The sequence below is a fragment of the Paenibacillus allorhizosphaerae genome (assembly GCF_042659105.1).
Taxonomy (GTDB): domain Bacteria; phylum Bacillota; class Bacilli; order Paenibacillales; family NBRC-103111; genus Paenibacillus_G; species Paenibacillus_G allorhizosphaerae.
This window is the reverse complement of record NZ_JBHSRV010000001.1, coordinates 1,117,794-1,138,624: the sequence shown is the minus strand read 5'-3', so window position 1 is coordinate 1,138,624 and position 20,831 is coordinate 1,117,794. Positions and strand designations below refer to the sequence as shown.

The window sequence follows — 20,831 nt, the reverse complement described above, 5'->3', positions numbered from 1 at the left end:
GAAGGAGAGAATATACATATGGCATCCGTTACGATGGATCAGATCGTCGCTTTGGCGAAACACAGAGGCTTTATTTTTCCGGGCTCCGAAATTTACGGCGGTTTGGCGAATACTTGGGATTACGGCCCGCTCGGCGTGGAATTGAAAAATAACATCAAGCGCGCTTGGTGGAAAAAGTTCATTCAGCAATCGCCCTACAACGTCGGTTTGGATGCGGCGATTTTGATGAATCCGCAGGCCTGGGTCGCATCCGGCCATGTCGGCAACTTCAACGACCCGATGATCGATTGCAAGCAGTGCAAAGCGCGCCATCGTGCGGATAAAATCATTGAAAATGCACTCGCGGAAAAAGGCATTGAAATGGTCGTCGACGGCCTTACGTTCGATCAGATGATGGAACTGATCCGCGAGCACCATATTGTGTGCCCGGATTGCGGCGCATTCGACTATACGGACATCCGCCAGTTCAACCTGATGTTCAAAACATTCCAAGGCGTTACGGAATCGAGCGCCAACGTCGTATATATGCGTCCGGAAACGGCGCAAGGGATTTTCGTAAACTTTAAAAACGTACAACGGACGATGCGCAAGAAGCTGCCGTTCGGGATCGGGCAAATCGGTAAAAGCTTCCGCAACGAAATTACGCCGGGGAACTTCACGTTCCGTACGAGGGAATTCGAGCAAATGGAGTTGGAATTTTTCTGCAAGCCGGGCGAGGATCTCAAGTGGTTTGAATATTGGCGCGCATTTTGCCGCGATTGGCTGTTGTCTCTGAACATGAGCGAAGGCAGTATTCGCTTGCGCGATCATTCCGATGACGAGTTATCCCACTACAGCAATGCGACGACCGACATCGAATACAAATTCCCGTTCGGCTGGGGCGAACTATGGGGCATCGCGGACCGTACCGATTATGACCTGAAGCAGCATATGGAGCATTCCGGCGAAGACTTCAACTATATTGAGCAAGAAACAAACGAGCGTTATATCCCTTATTGCATCGAGCCGTCGCTCGGTGCCGACCGCGTAACCCTTGCGTTCCTGATCGACTCCTACGAGGAGCAGCAGTTGGAAGGCGACGACAGCCGTACCGTACTTCATCTGCATCCGGCGCTGGCACCGTACAAAGCGGCGATTTTCCCGCTGTCCAAGAAGCTGTCCGACGGCGCTCACAACGTGTTCGCCGAGCTGTCGAAGCACTTCCTCGTCGACTATGATGAGTCCGGTTCTATCGGTAAACGGTACCGCCGCCATGACGAGATCGGTACGCCTTTCTGTATCACCTACGACTTCGAGTCCGAACAGGACGGTCAAGTGACCGTTCGCGATCGCGATACGATGGAGCAAACGCGGATGCCGATCAGCGAGCTGAAGACGTTCATCGAGTCGAAGATCGAATTTTAATTAGAGGTATGCAGCCTGCGTCCATCATTGGATGCAGGTTTATTTTTTTGGAGAGAAGATTCGGCTTACCGCTCGCCGATATGCGACGGTCGAAGGCTGGGACAATTCCGCTTTCAATTAAATTTTCCCTGTACAACAGTTGGCTATCGTTTTATGTTTATTCATAACTTTGAGTCAGCAGCGCAGTCTGTAAATTACAATGATAACAAGCGAGGTAATAAGGAATGGCATCGATCGAGGATTTTTTGAAATTGGACATTCGAATCGGTACGATCATAAAAGCGGAGCCTTTTCCGGAAGCGCGAAAGCCGGCTATAAAATTGGAAATTGATTTTGGTGAACTCGGGATCAAACGCTCGTCGGCTCAAATTACGAAAAGATATGAGCCTGAGCAACTGGTCGGTCTTCAAGTAGCCGCTATCGTTAATTTTCCGATTCGACGCATCGCTGGCTTCGAATCGGAAGTTTTGGTCATAGGCGGGGTTCCGCAGGAAGGGGATGTCGTGCTGTTGAAGCCGGATTCACCCGTCCCTAACGGTACACCGATAGCTTAAGAAGGCGCCGGAATGAACGGATACTTACAATAGCTACTATTATTCGGCCCCGCGCAAGATAGGAGAACTGATTTACACGATATAGTACAGAGAAGTAAGCATGAATGATGAATATTTTATTGGCTTTTGATGATCAAGAAATTTTCTCTTATTTAAAAGAATCGTTCAGTCAAGCTGAAGCTATCATGAAGTAACAACGCTTGTCATGTCGGGGGGAGCTGAGCACACCCGGGCGAATCATATCCGCTTGTGGGCGACTTTGGAGCGGGCTCATCGAATGGGCAGCCTAGCGCGACTATGAGATTCATTCCAAGCGAATCCCTTTTAATCAAAAAAGCTGCAACGGCATTAGCCATTCGCAGCTTTTTTTCGTATCAGTTGAAGTATCATTACTTGTGTTTAACGTAAGAACACCAGTCTGGAAGCGTGTAACCTCACGCTTTGGAACAAAGACAAGGTTACTGACGCGCTCCTTGCCTATAAAGTCCCTTCGAAGCTGAAAACGACCTTCCCACGGCCAACGATAAAAGCGGGTCCAGGGCGCAGCGCCTGGGGTCCCCCTTATGAAGGGGGATTTAGGGGGTTGAAAGCCACTTTAGGGGGTTAGAAACACCCCAGTGGGCATAGGGGATTTATAAGTACATCATCGCGAGTTCTTTCGTATGCCGGTTTTTCAATTCGATCTCTTCCCGCCGAGGCATAGGCGTCCAGGAGGTTACAGGATCAAGCCACGTACGCGGAAGCGCCTCTTCGCTATGAGGCTGCCATTCATCCAGCCAAGATTTCGGCAGCGCGAGATCCGGCTTGCGCTCAAGCTCCCGGATCAGCGGATGATCGCTCAGCTCCATCCAGAGCAAGCTCCATGCCCGCGGCACAACGCGCCAAATGTCGTAGCCTCCGCCGCCGAGCGCGACCCAGCGTCCGCCGCAATGCTCATGTGCCAAGCGGTGGATGAATCGCGGCATGTCACGATACACATCCATACTGCAGTGGACGTGCGCGAGCGGGTCGAACGCATGGGCATCGCATCCGTGCTGCGAGACGATCAAATCCGGCTTGAACTGTGCCGCCGCTTTCGCTAATACCTCTTCGAAGCACTCGAGCCATGACGCGTCTTCGGTAAAAGGCTCTACCGGCACGTTGATCGCCTTGCCGAAACCGTTTCCATCGCCGCGTTCACTAACCGCGCCGGTTCCGGGGAATAAATATTTCCCGGTTTCATGAATAGAAAAAGTGCACACATCCGGGTCGGTGTAGAAGGTCCATTGGACCCCGTCCCCGTGGTGCACGTCGGTATCGATATAAAGAACGCGTGCACCATACACCCGTTTTGCATATTCAATCGCGACCGCAGCATCGTTGTAAACGCAGAAGCCGGCGCCTTTGCTTGGAAGCGCGTGGTGCAGTCCGCCGCCGAGATGAAGGGCATGCTCCCTCGCGCCGGACAGCACCGCTTCTACGGCGCCGATCGATCCGCCCACGACCATCGAGGTTACTTCGTGCATGCGAGGGAAGAACGGCGTGTCTTCCGTATCCAGCCCGTATTTGCCTGCGACATGAAGCGCAGCGGTTTCCGGCGAAGGGAAGCTGAGCGCTTCTACCGCTTGTATATACTCCTCCGAGTGAACGGTCAGCAGCTGTTCCCTGCTGGCACTCGTCGGCGCGTTCACGTATGAATCGGGAAGCGCGCCTGCTTTGCGGAGAAGATCAACGGTGAGCACCAGCCGTTTTTGATTAAAAGGATGCGTATCGTTAAACCGGTACCCGGTCTCGTTTTCATCATAAATAAACAATGTTTTCGAATTCATGGACACATGCCCCCTGCTGACGATAACTGACGCAGCAACCGTTATGTTAATACATGAACCGCTGACGGAATCGTACGCGATCGAATTGCTCGACGGAAGACAGCGGAACGTTTTTCCCGATTCGTACCATCAGGCAATTGGCCGGATGGGAGCATATTTCAGGATCATCGGTTGCAAACCATACCATATCGACGCTCTTCATCAGTTTTTCCATCATCTCACGATACTGCCAGACGTTGAGCCCGCTTTTTTCCAGGTCCCAGTGCCAGTAATATTCTGTCGTAAACGTAATGACGTTTTCTAGTTGCCCGTCCTCGAAAGCAAGCTGAATCATCTTTTTACCTAGTCCAAGTCCACGGTAATCGTCGGCAACTTCAATAGCGCCGAGTTCGATTAAATCATCCATTCCGCCCTCCGACCATCGCTCCAGCTCATCCGGATAATGGAAGGTAACGTAGCCGACGATCTGCTGCTCGCTCCGCGCGAGAATGATACGGCCTTCCGGGAGCTCCGCGATTTCGATTAACGCTTCGAACTGCTCCTTCGGGCGCCGAAACGCATCTAAATCCGGATGCATCGTATAGCTACGCAGGCGGTCGGACGGCACAGGGCCTTCAAGAACGAGATCGTTCGGAGTGTGGGAGATAACGCGAGATTGAAATATTTTCAAATGCTCCATTTACGATTGGTCTCCCTTCCAGAGCTTCGCATTTCTAGCATAACAAAAAAATAGTCGAATAAAAAGGCTTGTGGTATAATACTACGAGAACGTCACATAAATTTAACACATCGGAAATGAAAGCGTTTCAGACAAAATGTAAACAAATGGCTCAGGAGGTATAGAGACATGGATCAATCCAATGTAGAAAGCATCGCGCCCGTAGCGACGAATCCGAATTTGAAAAGCTACGAGGAAGAGCGCGCCGGGTTCGATTGGAAGCAAGTCGAGGAATCGTTTAGTTGGTCAAAAACGGGAAAAGTCAATGCAGCATATGAAGCGATTGACCGGCATGCCGAGTCCGGCCGCGGCGATAAAATTGCACTGTATTACAGCGACGACCGCAGGGATGAGAAGTATACGTACCAGGACATGAAACTGCAGTCCAATCGTTTTGGAAACGTTCTCCGCCAAAAGGGCATCGGCAAGGGCGACCGCGTGTTCATCTTTATGCCGAGAACGCCGGAGCTTTACTTTTCGCTGCTCGGTGCGATCAAAATCGGCGCAGTTGTCGGTCCGCTGTTTGAGGCGTTCATGGAGACGGCGGTTAAAGACCGGCTGGAGGACAGTGAAGCCGTAGCGATCGTAACGACGCCTTCACAGCTGCCACGCGTGCCGGTACAGGATTTACCGCATTTGAAACACGTGATCCTGGTAGGCGAAGATCTCGCATTGTCCGAGGGACAAGTTGATTTCCATAAGGAAATGGCGGCTGCTTCCGACCAGCTTGACATCGAGTGGGTGGACCGCGAAGACGGGCTGTTGATTCACTATACATCCGGTTCGACTGGCAAGCCGAAAGGCGTGTTCCATGTCCATAACGCCATGATTCAGCATTATTACACCGGTCGCATCGTGTTAGACTTGCAGGAAAACGATGTATACTGGTGTACGGCTGACCCGGGCTGGGTAACGGGAACGTCGTACGGCATTTTCGCACCTTGGCTTAATGGCGCGACCAACGTTATCCGCGGCGGACGTTTTAGCCCGCAGGATTGGTACAATACGATCGAGAAGTACAAAATTTCGGTATGGTACAGCGCACCGACTGCGTTCCGGATGCTGATGGGAGCGGGGGATGAGACGGTAAAGCAATTCAACCTGTCATCGCTGCGTCATGTACTGAGCGTCGGAGAACCTTTAAATCCGGAAGTGGTACGTTGGGGATTGAAAGTGTACGGTCAACGCATTCATGACACTTGGTGGATGACGGAGACCGGTGGCCATCTCATCTGTAACTATCCGTGCATGACGATTCGTCCGGGCTCCATGGGCAAGCCGATCCCGGGTGTGGAAGCGGCTATTATCGATGATGCCGGCAATGTGCTGCCGCCATATCGGATGGGCAACCTTGCGATCAAAACGCCTTGGCCTTCGATGATGCGCAAAATATGGAATAACCCGGCCAAGTATGAAGAATACTTCCGCATTCCGGGCTGGTATATCTCCGGCGACTCGGCATACGTGGACGAAGACGGGTATTTCTGGTTCCAGGGCCGGATTGACGACGTTATTAATACGGCGGGTGAACGTGTAGGTCCGTTCGAGGTTGAAAGCAAGCTGGTCGAGCATCCGGCGGTTGCGGAAGCCGGCGTCATCGGAAAGCCGGACCCGATGCGCGGCGAGATTATTAAAGCGTTTATCGCTCTGCGCGAAGGGTATACGCCATCGGAAGAGCTGAAAGCCGATATCGCCAAATTTGTAAAAGTCGGATTGTCCGCCCATGCGGCGCCGCGGGAAATCGAATTCAAGGATAAACTTCCGAAAACGAGAAGCGGTAAAATTATGCGTCGCGTGCTGAAAGCATGGGAACTGAACTTGCCAACAGGTGATTTGTCGACGATCGAGGATTAATGCCATTATAATATTAGAAAAGCCGTGCGCTCATCATCACCGTTGAGCGCACGGCTTTTTTCATGCATCTAACGTTCATAAATGGTTTCGGCCGATGCATTAAGCAAGCGTTCCGGTCGATCCTTCTCGCAAAAGCCTCGGCCGAAACCCGCAGCTATTTCTTGTACCTTACGGCAGCAGACGGTTTGGACTCGGCAGCTTCGTTGGTTGCGGTTATTTTATAATATCCTTCGAGTGGAATCGAGTAGCTATATTCCGACTTGCCGGTGCTGCCGATTTTTGAGAAATTGCCGTTCTCTTTGTCGCTGTAGTAAACAGTATATTGTTTTACATTTTCCTTTTCGCCATTGGCCTTCCACTTGAACTGAAGTTCTTTCCCTTCGACTTTGACCGAAAGCCCGGTGGGAGAGGAAGGGGCTTGTTTCGAATCTTTATTGCCGTTTCCGCCCGAGCCGCCCGGATTGTTCGGCGTTCCGCTGCCTGTGTTGCCCGTGCCGGGTTTGCCGTTGTTGTTCCCCGTGCTGCCGGTTGTACCCGACGGAAGAAGGACGCCCGACTCGTCAGGGGTCATGAGCAGCAGATCCATCATGGAGCCGTCCGTGTAAGCGGCCTTGCTCGGCAAGGATTCTTTGCCGGCTACATCCACGGCGGTGACGTAATAGCCATAGATGCCTCCATTCGCGACCGAATCGGTAAACTTCGTCTCATCTCCGGCCATGACAACGGCTTTGCCTACGCGCGAGAAAGGACCGTGATTGACGGAGCGATACAACCGGTAGCCGACCGTGTCCGCGCTGCCGCTCGCCTGGAACGTAATGATGCTTGTATCGCCGGTGTTCGTTGCCGCGACCGTTGTCGGGGCAGCAGGCGGCTTGCCATCATCCGTGCGTGGATCCGTAGCGGTCGGCGCATCCTGATCGTAGTCGGCTGGCTTGTAGAAATCTAGCGAACGCTTGCGATCCGCAGGGAGCCGATCCATGATGCTGGCGATTTGCGCGAAGACGTCACTGAGCGATTTTTCCCGCTTGATCACCGTCCGTTCGTGAATGAAATCGGGTGGGGTACCCTGCTGCGCAATGTAATTGATATCGTTATATTTAATGATCGGCAGGCGGACAAGCACATTGTCCTCCTCCGTCGGCACGAACTTTTTGTTGAACAAATCGGTGACCAGCTTGCCGGCTTTCGTTGTCGCTTCGCTCGGCAGTTTCCCGGAGAGGCTCGACACGGTCATCTCCACGATCCCTTCGGGCCGTTTGAATTGTTTGGTCGGAAACAACTCGGGATGCTTCTCCATGGCCGCATTCATAGAGAGGGCCCATATATTTTTGGCGCGATTCGTCCCGCCCGTTTTTTTGCTAAGTTTATGAATCGGCATATCGTAGCCGGCCCAAACGCCAAGCGTAATATCCGGCGTGTAGCCCATGAACCAGGCGTCCGCATCGTCCTGGGTGGAACCGGTTTTGCCGACGATCGGCATTTTTCCGTAATATTTAAAGCTTTTCATGAGGTCGGTTGCCGTCCCGGCCGTAATGACCGTTCTCATCATGTCGGACATCAAATAAGCGGTTTGCTCGGAAAAAATGACACTCGGCTTCAGCTCATGCTCATAGATCGTTTTTCCGTCGGAATCCGTTATTTTTCGGATCATGAACGCCTCGTTAAAGACGCCGTTGTTGCCGATCGTTGCATAGGCATTGGTCAATTCTTTAACGTTCACACCGTATTTTAAACCGCCGATTACGCCGGTCTGGGCGATGTAGTCGTCTTTCGTAATTGTCGTAATGCCCATGCGATTCGCATATCCCCAGGCTTCTTTGATTCCTACGACATCCAGGAACAGCTTGATCGCCGGGATGTTATACGATTGATCCAAGGCGCGCCGCGCCGTAATCAGGCCGTGGAAGCCGTCGTCCCAGTTTTCCGGGATATGGTAGCCGACTTTGGTTCCGTCCTTCAGAACGATCGGCGAGTCGTCAATAATGGACGCCGGCCCGATGGCTCCTTTTTCGATTGCCGGAATGTAGGCCGCGATCGGCTTCATCGTGGAGCCTGGCTGACGGTATGCTTGTGTCGCATGATTGAGCTGCTCGATAAAGAAATCGCGGCCTTCCATCATGCCGAGAATGGCGCCCGTCTTGCTATCCATCATTACGGCACCGATCTGCTCGACTCCTTTGGTTGGGTCGTCCGGCGTAAAGTTTTTCTCATTTTTCGCAATTTCCGTCATGGAATCGTAGATGTCTTTGTCGATGGTTGTGTATACGTGATAACCACCCCGGCTTAATTGCGCCTGGGCATTCTTAATCGCTTCGTTGTACGCCTCCGGATTTTTTTGCTGATCAAGCTTCGGATCCTGCGCTTTCACCAGCGCTTTGGCGGCTTCTTTTTCCACTTCGATCATGAGATAAGGATAGGTGGAATAAGCTTTTTTGGCCGGCTCGGCGAGCGACGCTTTTAGATCGAACTGCAGCGCTTCCTGATACTGCTGCTCGGTGATTTTATTTTCTTCGAGCATACGCCGCAATACAAGCTGCTGTCTGGTTACCGCGCGCTTGAAAGCCGCTCCGTCGAACTGGCCTTTGCCCGTAAACGTGGAATAATTGCTGGGCTGCTGCGGTACGCCGGCTAAATACGCGGCTTGCGCTATGCTGAGCTGGTTCAGATCGTCGATATTGAAAATTCCTTTGGCCGCCGCCTTGATGCCGTACAAGTTGTAGCCGGAAGAGCCGTTTCCGTAAGGAATTTTATTCAGGTAAGCCAGTAAAATTTCTTCCTTAGACATGAGCCTTTCCATGCGGAGGGACAGGAAGATCTCTTTAGCTTTGCGGCTGTCCGCTTTGTCCAAGGTCAGAAATACGCGGCGGGCGAGCTGCTGCGTAATCGTGCTGCCCCCGGTCTGCACGTCTTCCCTGAGCAGCTTCTGGACGACGGCGCGCAGCGTTCCTTTAATATCGATGCCCGGATGATTATAAAAGTCGTTGTCCTCGATGGCGAAGACGGCATCCAGCACGTGCTGCGGAATATCGTTGATCCCGGCGAGCCTGCGGTCTTCCTCCGTTCGGAGCTGCCCGATAACGGTGTCGTCGCGGAAGTATACGAAACCGGTCAAGGCGTTATCCTGCATTTGCGCCATCATCGAATCCTTGTCACGCACCGGATCGTCCTTCACGAGCGCACTAACGTAGCCAAAGGCGACGCCGCCTCCGAGAAAGCCCGCGATCACGCCGATAATGAAACACCATTTGATCGTCAAACCTATGTATTTGCCGGTCGCCTTCAAAATTTTTATATATCTCTTTTGTTTTTTCTCCTCACCCATGAATGCAAAATCCTCCCGACTTTGAAAACATTCCTACGTCATTATAGCATAAAGCGTACATGCGAAACACCGAAAGCAAGGTGATAAATTGCTGACGGTTTGACAAGCAAAATGAGGCTGTGATATAAATAGCTTTGAAATCATCGCAAAATGCGTCGATGGACTCACAGTAGGATCAGGAATCCATGCTTACAGAGAGCCGGTGGCAGGTGCAAACCGGTGCATGACCTGGCCGAATTACCGTCCGGAGCAGGGGAAGGGAACGCTGCTTTGTGCCGGTCCGTATAGGACCGCGCCGCTGTCGTTAGTAGCTTCTTCCGGGTTAACGGCCCTTATCCGTCAAAGTGAAAGTTCGGGAATCGGAAAAGGGAAACTATCATATTTTTCGATTTTTCGGCTTTAATTAGGGTGGTACCGCGAGCCGCAGCCTTCTCGTCCCTTCGGATCAGAAGGCTTTTTTGCGTTTTCAAACATCATTCGGAGGAAGGAACGAAGCAAAGATGGACATTGTACAAGAGCTGGAGTACCGCGGTTTGATCAATCAAATGACGGATCGCGAAGGATTGGCCAAAAAATTAAGCGAGGAGCCAGTCACGCTATATGTCGGGTTCGACCCGACGGCAGACAGTCTGCATATCGGAAGCCTTTTGCCGATCTTGGCATTAAGACGGTTTCAACTGGCCGGCCATGTGCCGGTTGCGCTTGTCGGCGGGGGAACCGGTCTGATCGGCGATCCGAGCGGCAAGGCATCGGAACGAACGCTGAATACGCGCGATATCGTGGCGCAGTGGACGGATAAGCTGAAGCGACAGCTATCACGCTTTCTGGATTTCGATGCGGCAGGCAACCCGGCGCAAATCGTCAACAATTACGACTGGCTTGGAGAATTGAACGTGATCGGTTTTTTGCGGGATATCGGCAAAAACTTCACGGTCAATTACATGCTGGCCAAAGATTCGGTCGACTCGCGGCTGGAGAAGGGCATTTCTTTTACCGAGTTCAGTTACATGATCCTGCAGGCGTATGATTTCTACAAATTGAACGAAGACCTTGGCTGCACACTTCAAATCGGCGGAAGCGATCAATGGGGCAACATCACGGCGGGCCTCGAGTTGATCGGGAAAACATCGGGCCGTCAAGCGTTCGGCCTAACGATGCCGCTCGTGACAAAAAGCGACGGAACGAAATTCGGCAAGACGGAGGGCGGCACGATCTGGCTTGATGCGAGCAAAACGTCCCCGTACCAGTTCTATCAATTTTGGATCAATACGGACGATAACGATGTCGTGAAGTTTCTCAAGTACTTTACGTTCCTGCCGGCCGGCGAAATCGACGAGCTGGCACGGCAAGTTCAAGAAAGCCCGGAGAAGCGCGAAGCGCAGCGCGTGTTGGCGAAAGAAGTGACGCAGCTGGTACACGGGGAAGCGGCCGCGCTCAGCGCGATCCGCATCTCCGAAGTGCTGTTCAGCGGCAACGTGCAGTCGCTGTCCGGCAGCGAGATCGAAGAAGCGTTCAAAGACGTGCCTTCGACGGAAATTGCCGGCGGTGCGGAAATCGGGCTGATCGATTTGCTGCTTGAAGTGAAGGCGGCTCCTTCCAAACGCCAAGCCCGTCAAGATATCGAGAGCGGCGCCGTTTCTGTTAACGGTACGCGCGTTACGGAACTGGAAAAGACCATTCGCTTAGACGATTGCCTGGAAGGACGATTTGTCGTCATTCGCCGGGGCAAGCGGAATTACTATTTGGCCAAATTCGTATAACCAAGCAAAAAAAACCTTGGCTCTTCGGAAGAAGAACCAAGGTTTTTCGATTCGTTTAAGATTAACGGCTGTAGAACTCGACGATTTGTTTTTCATCGATTTCTTGAGCAAGCTCGGAGCGCTCAGGCATACGGATGAATTTGCCTTCAAGAGCGGCGTCGTTGAACTCTAGGTAAGCCGGCAAGTAGTTGCGATTAGCAACCGCTTCTTTAACAACGGTCAAGTTGCGGCTTCTTTCACGAAGACCGATTACATCGCCGGTTTTTACGAGGTAGGAAGCGATATCGACTTTTTTGCCGTTCACGGTTACGTGGCCGTGGGAAACGAGCTGACGTGCGCCTGCACGGGAGTTCGCAAGACCAAGACGGTATACCAGGTTGTCCAGACGGCTTTCAAGCAGGAACATGAAGTTTTCGCCGGCAATCCCTTGCAGTTTGGTTGCTTTGTCGAACAGGTTGCGGAATTGCTTTTCGTTCAAGCCGTACATATGGCGAAGCTTTTGTTTTTCTTGCAATTGAACGCCGTAGCCGCTCAGCTTCTTGCGTTGTCCCGGACCGTGTTGTCCCGGAGGGAAAGGGCGTTTCAATTCTTTGCCGGTACCGCTCAGGGAGATGCCCAGACGGCGGCTCAATTTAAATTTAGGACCAGTGTAGCGTGACATGTATGGTAAGCTCCTTTGTCATGAATATGGTTTATTGGCATTTTCGCGTGAAGCGTGTGCCCGATTTTGCTAGCGCCTATCAGGAAGAACCAGCCGCGGTCCTGCCGGCAACAAAATCTGTACAGAGGGTGACACAAACTTCCACTTATAAGCGCGCGTTTTCATAGAAAAGCATGCTTATACTCGACTTCTTATTCTATAAGATTGAGATTAACGTGTCAAGTACAGGATCATGACGTATAATATTCGTGACAAGCCGAAATTTCTGGTACAATGATTCGTATTGCGGACATCATGATTTGAGATAAGGGGGTAGGGAGCGTTGACCGTTTGGAGTGTCCGGCACATATCCGATGTGCTGAATTCCTTCGGCTGGTACGGGCATATGGCCGGGGCACTGCTAGTCATGCTGCAAACCATATTTCCGTTTGTGCCGTTCTTCGTCGTTGCGGGTGTGAATGTGCTTTTGTTCGGATTTTGGGGCGGCTTCGCCGTGAATTACATATTTTCCTGTTTAGGCGCAGCGATCGTATTTTTTGCAGCGAGAAACTTCGGGCGGTCGTGGGTTCAAAAAAAACTGGCCAAATATAGCTACATTGAGAAGTTCAACGAAAAACTGGAGCGCCACGGCTTGCTGTACATGGTACTTATCCGGCTGCTGCCGGTTTTGCCGTCTTCGGTCATTAACCTGAGCGCTGCGGTTATGAAGGTGCGTCCGTTGCATTTTATGATCGGGACATTGATCGGGAAAGCGCCGGTGATTTTACTAGAATCGATGATCGGTCATGACCTGCTGCATTTTCGACACTACAAGGGCAGGCTGATGATCCTTGCAGCGATTTTCATCGTGCTGCTGCTCGTAAGCCATTTTGTTAAGGAACGATGGTTCAAATCAAGCAAAACCGGAATATAAAATTTTTTTCGTCCTTGAAGGAGAGACTATGGATTATGCGTGATCCCCGTTTGCAAAAGTTGGCGCAAAACATCGTAGGTTACTCGCTGAACGTTCAGCCTGGCGAGAAAGTGCTGATCGAGATGATCGGTTCCGAAAGAGAAATCGTAAAGTGTCTCGTGGAAGAGGTGCATGCCCGGGGCGGTTATCCGTATGTGGAGCTGGTGGATAATGCCGTTCGTGCGGCCGTGCTGCGTTCGGCGACCACGGAGCAGCTTGAGCATTGGGCTGAGATGGACTGGCAGCGCATGAAGGATATGAACTGCTATGTCGCCATCCGCGCCGGAGAAAACGTCAGCGACATGTCCGATGTGCCCGAGGAAAAGCTCAGTCAGTTTAACCGGATTTACCGTAAAAAAGTTCATCAGGAGCAGCGTGTGAAACATACGCGGTGGGTCGTCATGCGGTACCCGAACGCTTCAATGGCACAGCTGGCCGGGACGAGCACGGATCAATTCGAGCAATTTTATTTTGATGTCTGCAATTTGGATTACGCGAAAATGTCCGAAGCAATGGGTCCGCTGCAAGCGTTGATGAATCGTACCGATCGCGTGCGTATCGTCGGGCCGGGGGCAACCGATATTTCCTTCTCGATCAAAGGCATCGGTTCGGTGAAATGCTGCGGCCGGCGTAATATACCCGACGGAGAAGTATACAGCGCGCCTGTCCGCGATTCCGTGAACGGGACAATCGCTTACAACACACTTTCCGTCAATTCCGGCGTCACGTTCGAAAATATTACGTTTCGGTTTGAGAACGGGAAAATCGTGGAGGCTACATCGAACGATACGGTCCGCCTGAACCAGATTCTTGATACGGACGAAGGGGCAAGGTACATCGGAGAGTTCAGCCTCGGCTTCAACCCGTACATCCTGCACCCGATGAAAGACACGTTATTCGATGAAAAAATCGCCGGCAGCTTGCATTTTACGCCAGGTCAAGCTTATGAGCAGGCGGATAACGGGAACCGCTCGGCGGTGCACTGGGACCTTGTCTTGATTCAGCGGCCGGAATTCGGCGGGGGCGAAATTTACTTTGACGACCGGCTGATCCGCAAAGACGGCAGATTCGTCATTCCGGACCTGGAAGGATTGAATCCGGAAAACTTGAAGTAACGCCGCCGGAGGCAAAATAGTATTGCGTGATCCCATTTTCCAATGTATCATAATCGTAAGAAAGCGATTTACTTTTTATTTTTGCGTCACTCGACGCCTGGAGGGAATTTTGTATGACTAACGCTAACAACGCTGCAATTGTGGAGATTTCACAAACTGCTAACAAATTCAGATCGTCCATCGTTTTACAGTACGATAATAAGTTCATCGATGTGAAAAGCATTCTGGGATTGTTCACGACGCTGCTCACTTCAAGCAAATACGACCTGCACGTTCACGGTCCAGACGCGGACGAAGCGAAGAAGGCGATGGCTGAAGTGTTCGCCAAGTACAGCCTGGAGCTCAACAGCATTGTCGATTAATAGGCTTTATGCAAGAGACGGGCGTTTTCGCATTGCGAAAATGCCCTTTTTCAGCTTCGGGTGACTTGTTTATTCCTCGATTTTCGTCTAATATAAAGCTAATGGAGTAAGGTTGGCATCAACGATTCGTCCTTGGGAAACCGGGAGGGAGCCAGGGCGCTGAAGTTGCCGACACTCCAAGGGTATACAGGGGGGAAGCAACATGTCGTCGGATGTGCTGCTCAGCTTATCGCAAAAGGCGCTCCATTTGCTTCAGGAGGACGCGGATAAGATCGAAAAGCTGATCGAAGTACAAATGGAAAACTTGACCACGCGCCAATGTCCTCTGTATGAAGAGGTATTAGATACGCAAATGTACGGGTTGTCCCGGGAGATTGACTTTGCTATTCGCGCGGAGCTTATCTCGGAGTCGTCCGGCAAGCAAATTATGATCAAGCTGGAGCGGAACCTCGCACAGCTTTATGAAGCACTGGAGCAAAATAAAAAGTAGTCTTCGATGACGAAGACTACTTTTTATTTTTTTTTAGCGTCCGTTTCGATCGGAAGCCTTATGTATCGTGACAATGCGGTTCGGTTGTCCGAGATAGCCGGTCGAACCAAGTGTGCGCTATGAGGCTACACGAGGAAGAACGCGATGCCCAGGATAAGGTAGACGACCAGCAGCAGCACGCCTTCATACCAGGTTGTCGTCCCGTCCTGCGAGATCGACTTGGCAATGAAGGCGGCAACGCCGATCGCGACAAGTTCGAAGGACGTAAACACGAGATCCATTGTTTTTCCGAAGAAGAACGAAACGAGCACCAATACAGGCGCTACGAATAACGAAATTTGAAGCGAGCTGCCGACCGCGATTTCGAATGCCGCGCCCATCTTGTTTTTGCGGGCCATGATGATGGCGGCGCTGTGCTCCGCGGCATTGCCGACGATAGCGATCAGGAACGCGCCGACGAACAGCTCCGATAGGCCGTATTGATGGCTAAACGATTCCAGCGTGCCGACAAGCCATTCGCTGTCGAACCCGACCATAACGGTAGCCACAATGAGAAAGAGAACGGAGGTGCCTTTGGACCAGGCGGGTTCGCCGTGCTCCACGACTTCGTCCGACAGCTCGTTTTTGTGCGTGACCATGGAAAAAAACAGCCAGAGCAAATACGCGATAATGAGAATAACGGAGACGATGATGCTAAGGTTCGCCGTTTCCATCTTCGTAAAGCTGCGAGCGAAGGACGCAGGAATAAACAGAGCGATAACGGCGAGCATCATCAAGGAAGCGCTGTGTCCGGCCAGCTTGACGTTGAAACGCTGCTCCTTGTACTTCAAACCGCCGATCAGGACGCTGAGCCCGAGAACGAGAAGCATGTTTCCGATAATCGACCCGGTGATGCTCGCCTTGACCACATCGAACATCCCGTCCTTGACAAGGAAAAACGCAATAATCAGTTCGGCGGCATTGCCGAACGTCGCATTCAGAAATCCCCCCATCCGCTCGCCCGCATAATGGGCTACGCTTTCCGTAGCTTTGCCCAGAAAACCGGCGACGAAGATGATCGCCAGCGAAGCGATCAGAAACTGCACGGTCGAGCTGAATACGGGAGCGCCGACATAGTGCGCCACGCCGCTAAGAATAAAGCTTCCGATCAATCCGATCGTAAAGCCGTAACGCTTCACATTCCATCACCTCAATAAAATATCATTTCCATAGTGTACATTAAAATATATCCAAAAAAAAGCATATAAAGCATCATCCAGAAAAAAATTACATTTCCAATAAATTTTAGAAAACGGTTGCACTAAAAGCTCCGGCATTCGTTACGTTATGATTGGAAATGGAAATAAGCGTTTTTTGCCTGTGTTGAACCGGCGTTATTTATGTTGGAGGCGATTAGGAAACTCACTGCTTCAGAGCGGATTAAGGAGCAGGTTCTTACTGTAAAAAATTTCTTTTCGTAGTATAATATGTTGAGAACGTAGCACGATTAATCATGGGCCATAAGGGGAAAAGATGTGAAAATTGTTTTTCGGATTCATTTTGCGTTTCGGATTATTTTTTCTGCACTTGCTTTTTTATTGCTGACAGCGCATACGTCCTGCGAGGAAGTCAAACCGCGGCAGTGGAACGATCCGATTCCGATGGCATTGACGCTCGGCGAGCCGCCGCATTCGATTCATACGCCGTTTATCGCAGCGCAATTTCAAAACTATTACAAAAAGTCAGGCTTGAAAGTGAAGATCGATTTGGCGCCGAACACGCGGGAATCGCTCAAAAGGGTAGCGGAAGGAACATCGTATTTCGCGCTGGTCGATCAGGCGCAGCTTATCGCTGCCCGGGTGGACAACCTTCCCGTCGTATCGGTCGCAGCCGTAATCCCTTCTGACTTGCACGCGGTCATTGCTGCTGAAGGGGTCATTTCATCGCCGAAAGAATTGGAAAAGATGAAGGTCGGCTATTCCGGAGACGCGACGGAGCAGGCCGTTGTCAAAGCGATGGTTGAGAGTGCAGGAGGAGACGGCAGCAAGGTTCAATTTGTCAATGTCGGGTCTGACGGTATAGACGCGCTGCTTCAGCACAAAGTATCCGCGCTCAGCAAAGCTTCGGTATACCGCGATCTGCTGCTGCTCGATAAAAACGGTTTCAAAGCGAAAACGTTCGAACCGGTCAAGTACGGGGTTCCGGCAATAGGCGGGATGTTTCTCGTAACAAGCGAAGATCACGCGAAAAACAATAAACTGCCGATCAAAGCGTTTATCGAAAGCGTCCGCAAAGGAGAAGAGTACACCCGCGACAATACGGAAAAAGCGTCGGTCATGCTCATTTCGCAGGAGTCTACTGAGCTCCCCTTGGAGGGCAAGACGGAATTGGCCAGCTTGCAGCTGCTGCTTCCGTTCATGACCGCGGATAAAGGAAGCTACGAGCCGCAAACGGCAGAGCAATGGAAAATGGTTTCCGATTGGATGTACAAGCAGGGGATCATTTCCAAATCCGTCGATCCGAAAGAAGCATATACGAATCTTTAGAAGGAGGACAACAGTCTATGCCTGAAAGGCGAGCACAACGGAAACGCATCAGCGGCAAAAGTTTGTTTTACCGAATTACCGCGGCAGTCATCGTCCTCGTCTGCCTCGCGCTGTACGTATGGTGGGAGATGAGCCAGACCTTATAATTGTTATTGGAATGCGGGGGTTAGTACTTATGATGGAAACGATAAAAAAAATATGGATTTGGTTTTTGCCGTCGTTCATGCTGGCGACGATTTTATTGTCCGCGATTCCGGGGCAGGAAGATTGGCTCGGCTTTACGATCGCTTTCATTCCCATGCTGCTTGGCGGCGGCATTATCGCGTACAAGTCGCTCCTTGCCATTCTGGAGACGAGAACGATTACGGCGGGAATTATGGTTGTCATTACGATCGTAGGCTGCGCCTACCTCGGATTTTACCAAGCCGCCGCGCTGGTCGCTTTGATGATGTTCATCGGCGAATTTTTGGAAGAGATCACGCTCGCCAAGACGAGAAAAGCGGTGCAGCAGCTAATGGACTTCGTGCCGGATACCGCTACCGTTTGGCGCAATGAAGCTTGGCAGACGATCGACGCGGATGACATCCGGACCGGGGAAGTCGTATGGGTGCGGGCGGGAGAACGGATTCCCGTCGACGGCAAAGTCGTCAAGGGAGAGGGCGCCGTCAATCAATCCGCGCTGACCGGCGAATCGCTGCCTGTCGATAAACAGCCGGGAGATGCCGTATTGATGGGTACGATCAACGAGTACGGCTCCCTGCATATCGAAACGGAGAAGATCGGTTCCGGCACCGTGATGGGAAAAGTGATCGAAATCGTGTACGAGGCGGAGGAACGCAAGGGACCGACGCAAAAAATTGCGGATCAATTCGCGAAATATTTTACGCCGCTCATCCTCGTTGTCGCGACCGTTGCCTGGCTCGCGACAAGCGATATCGTGCGAACGATGACGATCCTGGTCATCGCCTGTCCTTGCGCCCTGGTGCTGGCTACGCCGACAGCGGCCGTAGCGAGCATCGGCAATTTGGCCAAGCGCGGGGTGCTGATCAAAGGCGGCAAAATGATCGAAGCGCTGAGCAAGGTGGATGTGGTCTGCGTAGACAAAACAGGCACGATTACGTCGGGGCAGCCGAAAGTGGTTGAATTTGCCGTTTTCGGCGATCAGGCGGAATCGGACGTCTTGCAATGGGCCGCAGCGGTTGAGCAGCATTCCGAGCATCCGTTGGCGCGGGCCATCGTCGATTATGCGAAAGAGAACGGAGGGTTCGAACCCAAAGAAACGGACTCGTTTACTTCCATGCCGGGAGCGGGGGTTCATGCCGTCATCTCCGGTACGGACGTATGGATTGGGAACGAAAAAGTCGTTTCGGCTATAGCCGGATTGAATGCGGACGCTTCAGATGCTGCCCGAAGATTCATATCGGAACAGCAGCAGTTCGGGAGAACCGCTCTTGTCGTCATCGTCGGACACGAGTGCGCCGGAGGCTTCGCCATTGCGGATACGGTGCGTCCCGAGGCATCGTTCGCCGTATCCGGATTGAGGCAGGAAGGTATTCGGCGCATCGTCATGCTGACCGGCGACAACGAGGCGGCCGCTCAGGCTGTTGCGCGGCAGGCGGGCATTGATGAAGTGCGCTCCGCGCTCCTGCCCGCAGACAAGCTGGAGTATATTCGCGAATTGCAGAAGGCAGGCCATGTCGTGGCGATGGTCGGCGACGGCGTGAACGACGCGCCGGCGCTGATGCTGGCCGATGTCGGCATATCGATGGCCGGCCGAGGCACCGATATCGCCATCGAATCTTCCGGCGTTGCGCTCATGGGCGACCAACTGCAGCTGCTGCCGGAAGTGCTGAAGATCAGCCGCCGGGCCATGCAGCTGATCCGGCAAAACATTTGGGGCTTTGCCGTCGGCTTTAACGTTGTCGGCATCGCGCTCGCCGTTTTGGGTTTGATCTCGCCGGTAATGGGCGCGATCATACACAATATCGCTTCGTTGTTTGTCGTGATGAACTCGGCACGGATGATTACGTACCGCAGAAAAGTGCAGTTTACCGTAAAGGCGGAGCCCGTTCAGGCATGACGGCGATGCAGGACGCCGTTCGAGAAGGCTTGGAGGTGCTGCAGCAGCTCATTCGAATCAATACGACCGCAGGGGCAGGTTTGGAATCCAAAGCTGCCCTCTGGCTGTTCCAGCGTGCCAAAAACCGCGGATGGCAGGCCGAGGTCGTAGAGCCGGAGAAGGGCTTCGGCTCGTTGGTCGTAACGTTCAAGGGAGGAAGCGATGATGCGCTGCTCTTGCTCTCGCATCTCGATACGGCGGAACCGGGCAGCATCGGCGACTGGAGTCGGCACCCGCTGTCCGGGGAAGCGGCGGAAGGATACATATGGGGAAGAGGCGCAGTCGATTGCAAAGGGCTCGCCGCCGTATGGTGGTCGGTGATGCTGCTGCTGGAAAAGGCGCCGCTTGCGCGAACCGTCGTGTGGGCGGCAACGGCAGGCGAAGAGACGCGTTCGGCCTGGGGAACCCGCTGGCTGCGCGACCATTGTCCGGAGCTTCGGCGATGCCGCTGGGTGCTCAATGAAGGCGGGGGCTGGGAGATTCGCCTTGGCCGCACCCGTTACACGTTGTGCCAGGTCGGCGAAAAAGGATATGCAAGGCTGCTGCTGCCGGCGTCAAGCGTTAACGCCTGCGAGCATTTTCGAATGAATGGCGGGCTTCCAGAGCCATATAGAGCGTTTTTACGTATGGCCGGCGGTCTCGCGGGTCATGTGGCAGCGCATCAGGGGAGCACTGCAGCGCAGTGGCTGACGCGCTGGCTGCAACGAAGCAGTCCCCATACGCTCGATTCGTATGAGATGTTCTACCATCTCTTTCAAATCAGACCGAGCGCCGAATTTCCCGGCCGATTTGAACTGATTTGCCATGCGCTGCCGGGAGACCCGATAGAGCACACCCTAAGCCGGGGACTGCGCAAGCTGGGGCTGACATCTCACGAGGGCTGCGACATGTTGGAACTGGTACCGCCGACGTTATCGCCGACGGACGATCCGCTTTACGAAGCCATTCGGCGTACGCATGATTTGCCGGTGCTGCCGGTCATTACGCCCGGTCGCTCCGACAGTTATTGGTTTCGAGCGACAGGCATACCCGTGTACGGCTGGTTTCCGCGTATCGAAGCGGCCGATTTGATGCGTATGCATCAGCCGGATGAACGGATATCCGTCGCGGCGTTTACCGAAGCCGTCGAGTGTTTATACCGTCTTATAAGCCGATTTGTGACGGCAAATACGGAAATACAATAAAAC

17 protein-coding genes and 1 other annotated feature are annotated in these 20,831 nt (G+C 52.5%); of the genes, 12 read left to right on the top strand and 5 right to left on the bottom strand.

Annotated features, from left to right (window positions below; genetic code table 11):
* Positions 1–18: 18 nt before the first annotated feature.
* Both ACFQI7_RS04975 and csaA read left to right on the top strand, forming a co-directional pair.
* Positions 19–1,404, top strand: coding sequence for a glycine--tRNA ligase (locus tag ACFQI7_RS04975; protein ID WP_218097195.1), 1,386 nt, complete (start codon positions 19–21; stop codon positions 1,402–1,404).
* 224 nt (positions 1,405–1,628) lie between these two features.
* The gene (gene csaA, locus ACFQI7_RS04970) at positions 1,629–1,958 is read left to right on the top strand and encodes a chaperone CsaA (RefSeq protein WP_218097197.1); all 330 of its coding nucleotides are present in this window, start codon (positions 1,629–1,631) and stop codon (positions 1,956–1,958) included.
* Between the two features lie 632 nt (positions 1,959–2,590).
* On the opposite strand, the gene ACFQI7_RS04965 is transcribed toward csaA, so the two are convergent.
* Both ACFQI7_RS04965 and ACFQI7_RS04960 read right to left on the bottom strand, forming a co-directional pair.
* Positions 2,591–3,766 carry an acetoin utilization protein AcuC gene (locus ACFQI7_RS04965; RefSeq protein ID WP_218097198.1) on the bottom strand — a complete coding sequence of 392 codons (1,176 nt, stop codon included), beginning with the start codon at positions 3,764–3,766 and terminating at the stop codon, positions 2,591–2,593.
* A gap of 46 nt (positions 3,767–3,812) precedes the next feature.
* Positions 3,813–4,445 (bottom strand): GNAT family N-acetyltransferase, encoded by a 633-nt coding sequence (locus ACFQI7_RS04960; RefSeq protein WP_218097200.1) that lies wholly within the window; start codon positions 4,443–4,445, stop codon positions 3,813–3,815.
* A 168-nt stretch (positions 4,446–4,613) separates the two neighbouring features.
* Between ACFQI7_RS04960 and acsA the strand changes: the two genes are divergently transcribed.
* Positions 4,614–6,338 carry an acetate--CoA ligase gene (acsA, locus tag ACFQI7_RS04955; protein ID WP_218097201.1) on the top strand — a complete coding sequence of 575 codons (1,725 nt, stop codon included), beginning with the start codon at positions 4,614–4,616 and terminating at the stop codon, positions 6,336–6,338.
* A gap of 154 nt (positions 6,339–6,492) precedes the next feature.
* On the opposite strand, the gene ACFQI7_RS04950 is transcribed toward acsA, so the two are convergent.
* Entirely contained in the window at positions 6,493–9,660 is a 3,168-nt protein-coding gene (locus ACFQI7_RS04950) for a transglycosylase domain-containing protein (RefSeq protein ID WP_218097202.1), read from the bottom strand.
* 146 nt (positions 9,661–9,806) lie between these two features.
* Positions 9,807–10,103, top strand: a binding site (T-box leader).
* Between the two features lie 57 nt (positions 10,104–10,160).
* On the opposite strand from ACFQI7_RS04950, the gene tyrS reads away from it, so the two are divergent.
* Positions 10,161–11,420, top strand: a complete 1,260-nt coding sequence (gene tyrS, locus ACFQI7_RS04945) for a tyrosine--tRNA ligase (RefSeq protein WP_218097203.1) — start codon at positions 10,161–10,163, stop codon at positions 11,418–11,420.
* Between the two features lie 61 nt (positions 11,421–11,481).
* Here tyrS and rpsD read toward each other — a convergent pair whose 3' ends face one another.
* Complete coding sequence (gene rpsD, locus ACFQI7_RS04940; RefSeq protein WP_218097204.1) at positions 11,482–12,081, bottom strand: 30S ribosomal protein S4; 600 nt, start codon at positions 12,079–12,081, stop codon at positions 11,482–11,484.
* 322 nt (positions 12,082–12,403) lie between these two features.
* Between rpsD and ACFQI7_RS04935 the strand changes: the two genes are divergently transcribed.
* The 4 genes from ACFQI7_RS04935 (at position 12,404) to ACFQI7_RS04920 (ending at position 15,000) form a co-directional block, all read left to right on the top strand.
* On the top strand, positions 12,404–12,994 hold the full coding sequence (locus tag ACFQI7_RS04935) for a TVP38/TMEM64 family protein (protein WP_218097205.1): 591 nt from the start codon (positions 12,404–12,406) through the stop codon (positions 12,992–12,994).
* A 35-nt stretch (positions 12,995–13,029) separates the two neighbouring features.
* Positions 13,030–14,148 carry an aminopeptidase gene (locus ACFQI7_RS04930; RefSeq protein ID WP_218097206.1) on the top strand — a complete coding sequence of 373 codons (1,119 nt, stop codon included), beginning with the start codon at positions 13,030–13,032 and terminating at the stop codon, positions 14,146–14,148.
* A 113-nt stretch (positions 14,149–14,261) separates the two neighbouring features.
* Positions 14,262–14,510: an HPr family phosphocarrier protein gene (locus ACFQI7_RS04925; RefSeq protein ID WP_218097207.1), complete on the top strand. Its 249-nt coding sequence runs from the start codon at positions 14,262–14,264 to the stop codon at positions 14,508–14,510.
* Positions 14,511–14,712: 202 nt separating this feature from the next.
* On the top strand, positions 14,713–15,000 hold the full coding sequence (locus ACFQI7_RS04920) for a YlaN family protein (RefSeq protein WP_218097208.1): 288 nt from the start codon (positions 14,713–14,715) through the stop codon (positions 14,998–15,000).
* Positions 15,001–15,125: 125 nt separating this feature from the next.
* Here the strand turns inward: ACFQI7_RS04920 and cax are convergent, their stop codons facing one another.
* The gene (gene cax / locus ACFQI7_RS04915) at positions 15,126–16,178 is read right to left on the bottom strand and encodes a calcium/proton exchanger (RefSeq protein WP_218097209.1); all 1,053 of its coding nucleotides are present in this window, start codon (positions 16,176–16,178) and stop codon (positions 15,126–15,128) included.
* Between the two features lie 336 nt (positions 16,179–16,514).
* On the opposite strand from cax, the gene ACFQI7_RS04910 reads away from it, so the two are divergent.
* The 4 genes from ACFQI7_RS04910 to ACFQI7_RS04895 are packed head-to-tail and all read left to right on the top strand — an operon-like array spanning position 16,515 to position 20,828.
* Positions 16,515–17,525, top strand: a complete 1,011-nt coding sequence (locus ACFQI7_RS04910) for an ABC transporter substrate-binding protein (protein ID WP_218097210.1) — start codon at positions 16,515–16,517, stop codon at positions 17,523–17,525.
* Positions 17,526–17,542: 17 nt separating this feature from the next.
* The gene (locus ACFQI7_RS04905) at positions 17,543–17,671 is read left to right on the top strand and encodes a hypothetical protein (RefSeq protein WP_268966806.1); all 129 of its coding nucleotides are present in this window, start codon (positions 17,543–17,545) and stop codon (positions 17,669–17,671) included.
* A gap of 29 nt (positions 17,672–17,700) precedes the next feature.
* Positions 17,701–19,605 (top strand): heavy metal translocating P-type ATPase, encoded by a 1,905-nt coding sequence (locus ACFQI7_RS04900; protein ID WP_218097211.1) that lies wholly within the window; start codon positions 17,701–17,703, stop codon positions 19,603–19,605.
* The gene (locus ACFQI7_RS04895) at positions 19,602–20,828 is read left to right on the top strand and encodes a M20/M25/M40 family metallo-hydrolase (RefSeq protein ID WP_218097212.1); all 1,227 of its coding nucleotides are present in this window, start codon (positions 19,602–19,604) and stop codon (positions 20,826–20,828) included. The genes ACFQI7_RS04900 and ACFQI7_RS04895 overlap by 4 nt, the downstream gene beginning before the upstream one ends.
* The last annotated feature ends 3 nt before the right edge of the window (positions 20,829–20,831 follow it).

Excerpts from the sequence above, each read along its gene's own strand:
- ACFQI7_RS04975 (WP_218097195.1), top strand. The coding sequence starts at position 19 with ATGGCATCCGTTACGATGGATCAGATCGTCGCTTTGGCGAAACACAGA.
- csaA (WP_218097197.1), top strand. The coding sequence starts at position 1,629 with ATGGCATCGATCGAGGATTTTTTGAAATTGGACATTCGAATCGGTACG.
- ACFQI7_RS04965 (WP_218097198.1), bottom strand. The coding sequence starts at position 3,766 with ATGAATTCGAAAACATTGTTTATTTATGATGAAAACGAGACCGGGTAC.
- ACFQI7_RS04960 (WP_218097200.1), bottom strand. The coding sequence starts at position 4,445 with ATGGAGCATTTGAAAATATTTCAATCTCGCGTTATCTCCCACACTCCG.
- acsA (WP_218097201.1), top strand. The coding sequence starts at position 4,614 with ATGGATCAATCCAATGTAGAAAGCATCGCGCCCGTAGCGACGAATCCG.
- ACFQI7_RS04950 (WP_218097202.1), bottom strand. The coding sequence starts at position 9,660 with ATGGGTGAGGAGAAAAAACAAAAGAGATATATAAAAATTTTGAAGGCG.
- tyrS (WP_218097203.1), top strand. The coding sequence starts at position 10,161 with ATGGACATTGTACAAGAGCTGGAGTACCGCGGTTTGATCAATCAAATG.
- rpsD (WP_218097204.1), bottom strand. The coding sequence starts at position 12,081 with ATGTCACGCTACACTGGTCCTAAATTTAAATTGAGCCGCCGTCTGGGC.
- ACFQI7_RS04930 (WP_218097206.1), top strand. The coding sequence starts at position 13,030 with ATGCGTGATCCCCGTTTGCAAAAGTTGGCGCAAAACATCGTAGGTTAC.
- ACFQI7_RS04925 (WP_218097207.1), top strand. The coding sequence starts at position 14,262 with ATGACTAACGCTAACAACGCTGCAATTGTGGAGATTTCACAAACTGCT.
- ACFQI7_RS04920 (WP_218097208.1), top strand. The coding sequence starts at position 14,713 with ATGTCGTCGGATGTGCTGCTCAGCTTATCGCAAAAGGCGCTCCATTTG.
- ACFQI7_RS04905 (WP_268966806.1), top strand. The coding sequence starts at position 17,543 with ATGCCTGAAAGGCGAGCACAACGGAAACGCATCAGCGGCAAAAGTTTG.
- ACFQI7_RS04900 (WP_218097211.1), top strand. The coding sequence starts at position 17,701 with ATGATGGAAACGATAAAAAAAATATGGATTTGGTTTTTGCCGTCGTTC.
- ACFQI7_RS04895 (WP_218097212.1), top strand. The coding sequence starts at position 19,602 with ATGACGGCGATGCAGGACGCCGTTCGAGAAGGCTTGGAGGTGCTGCAG.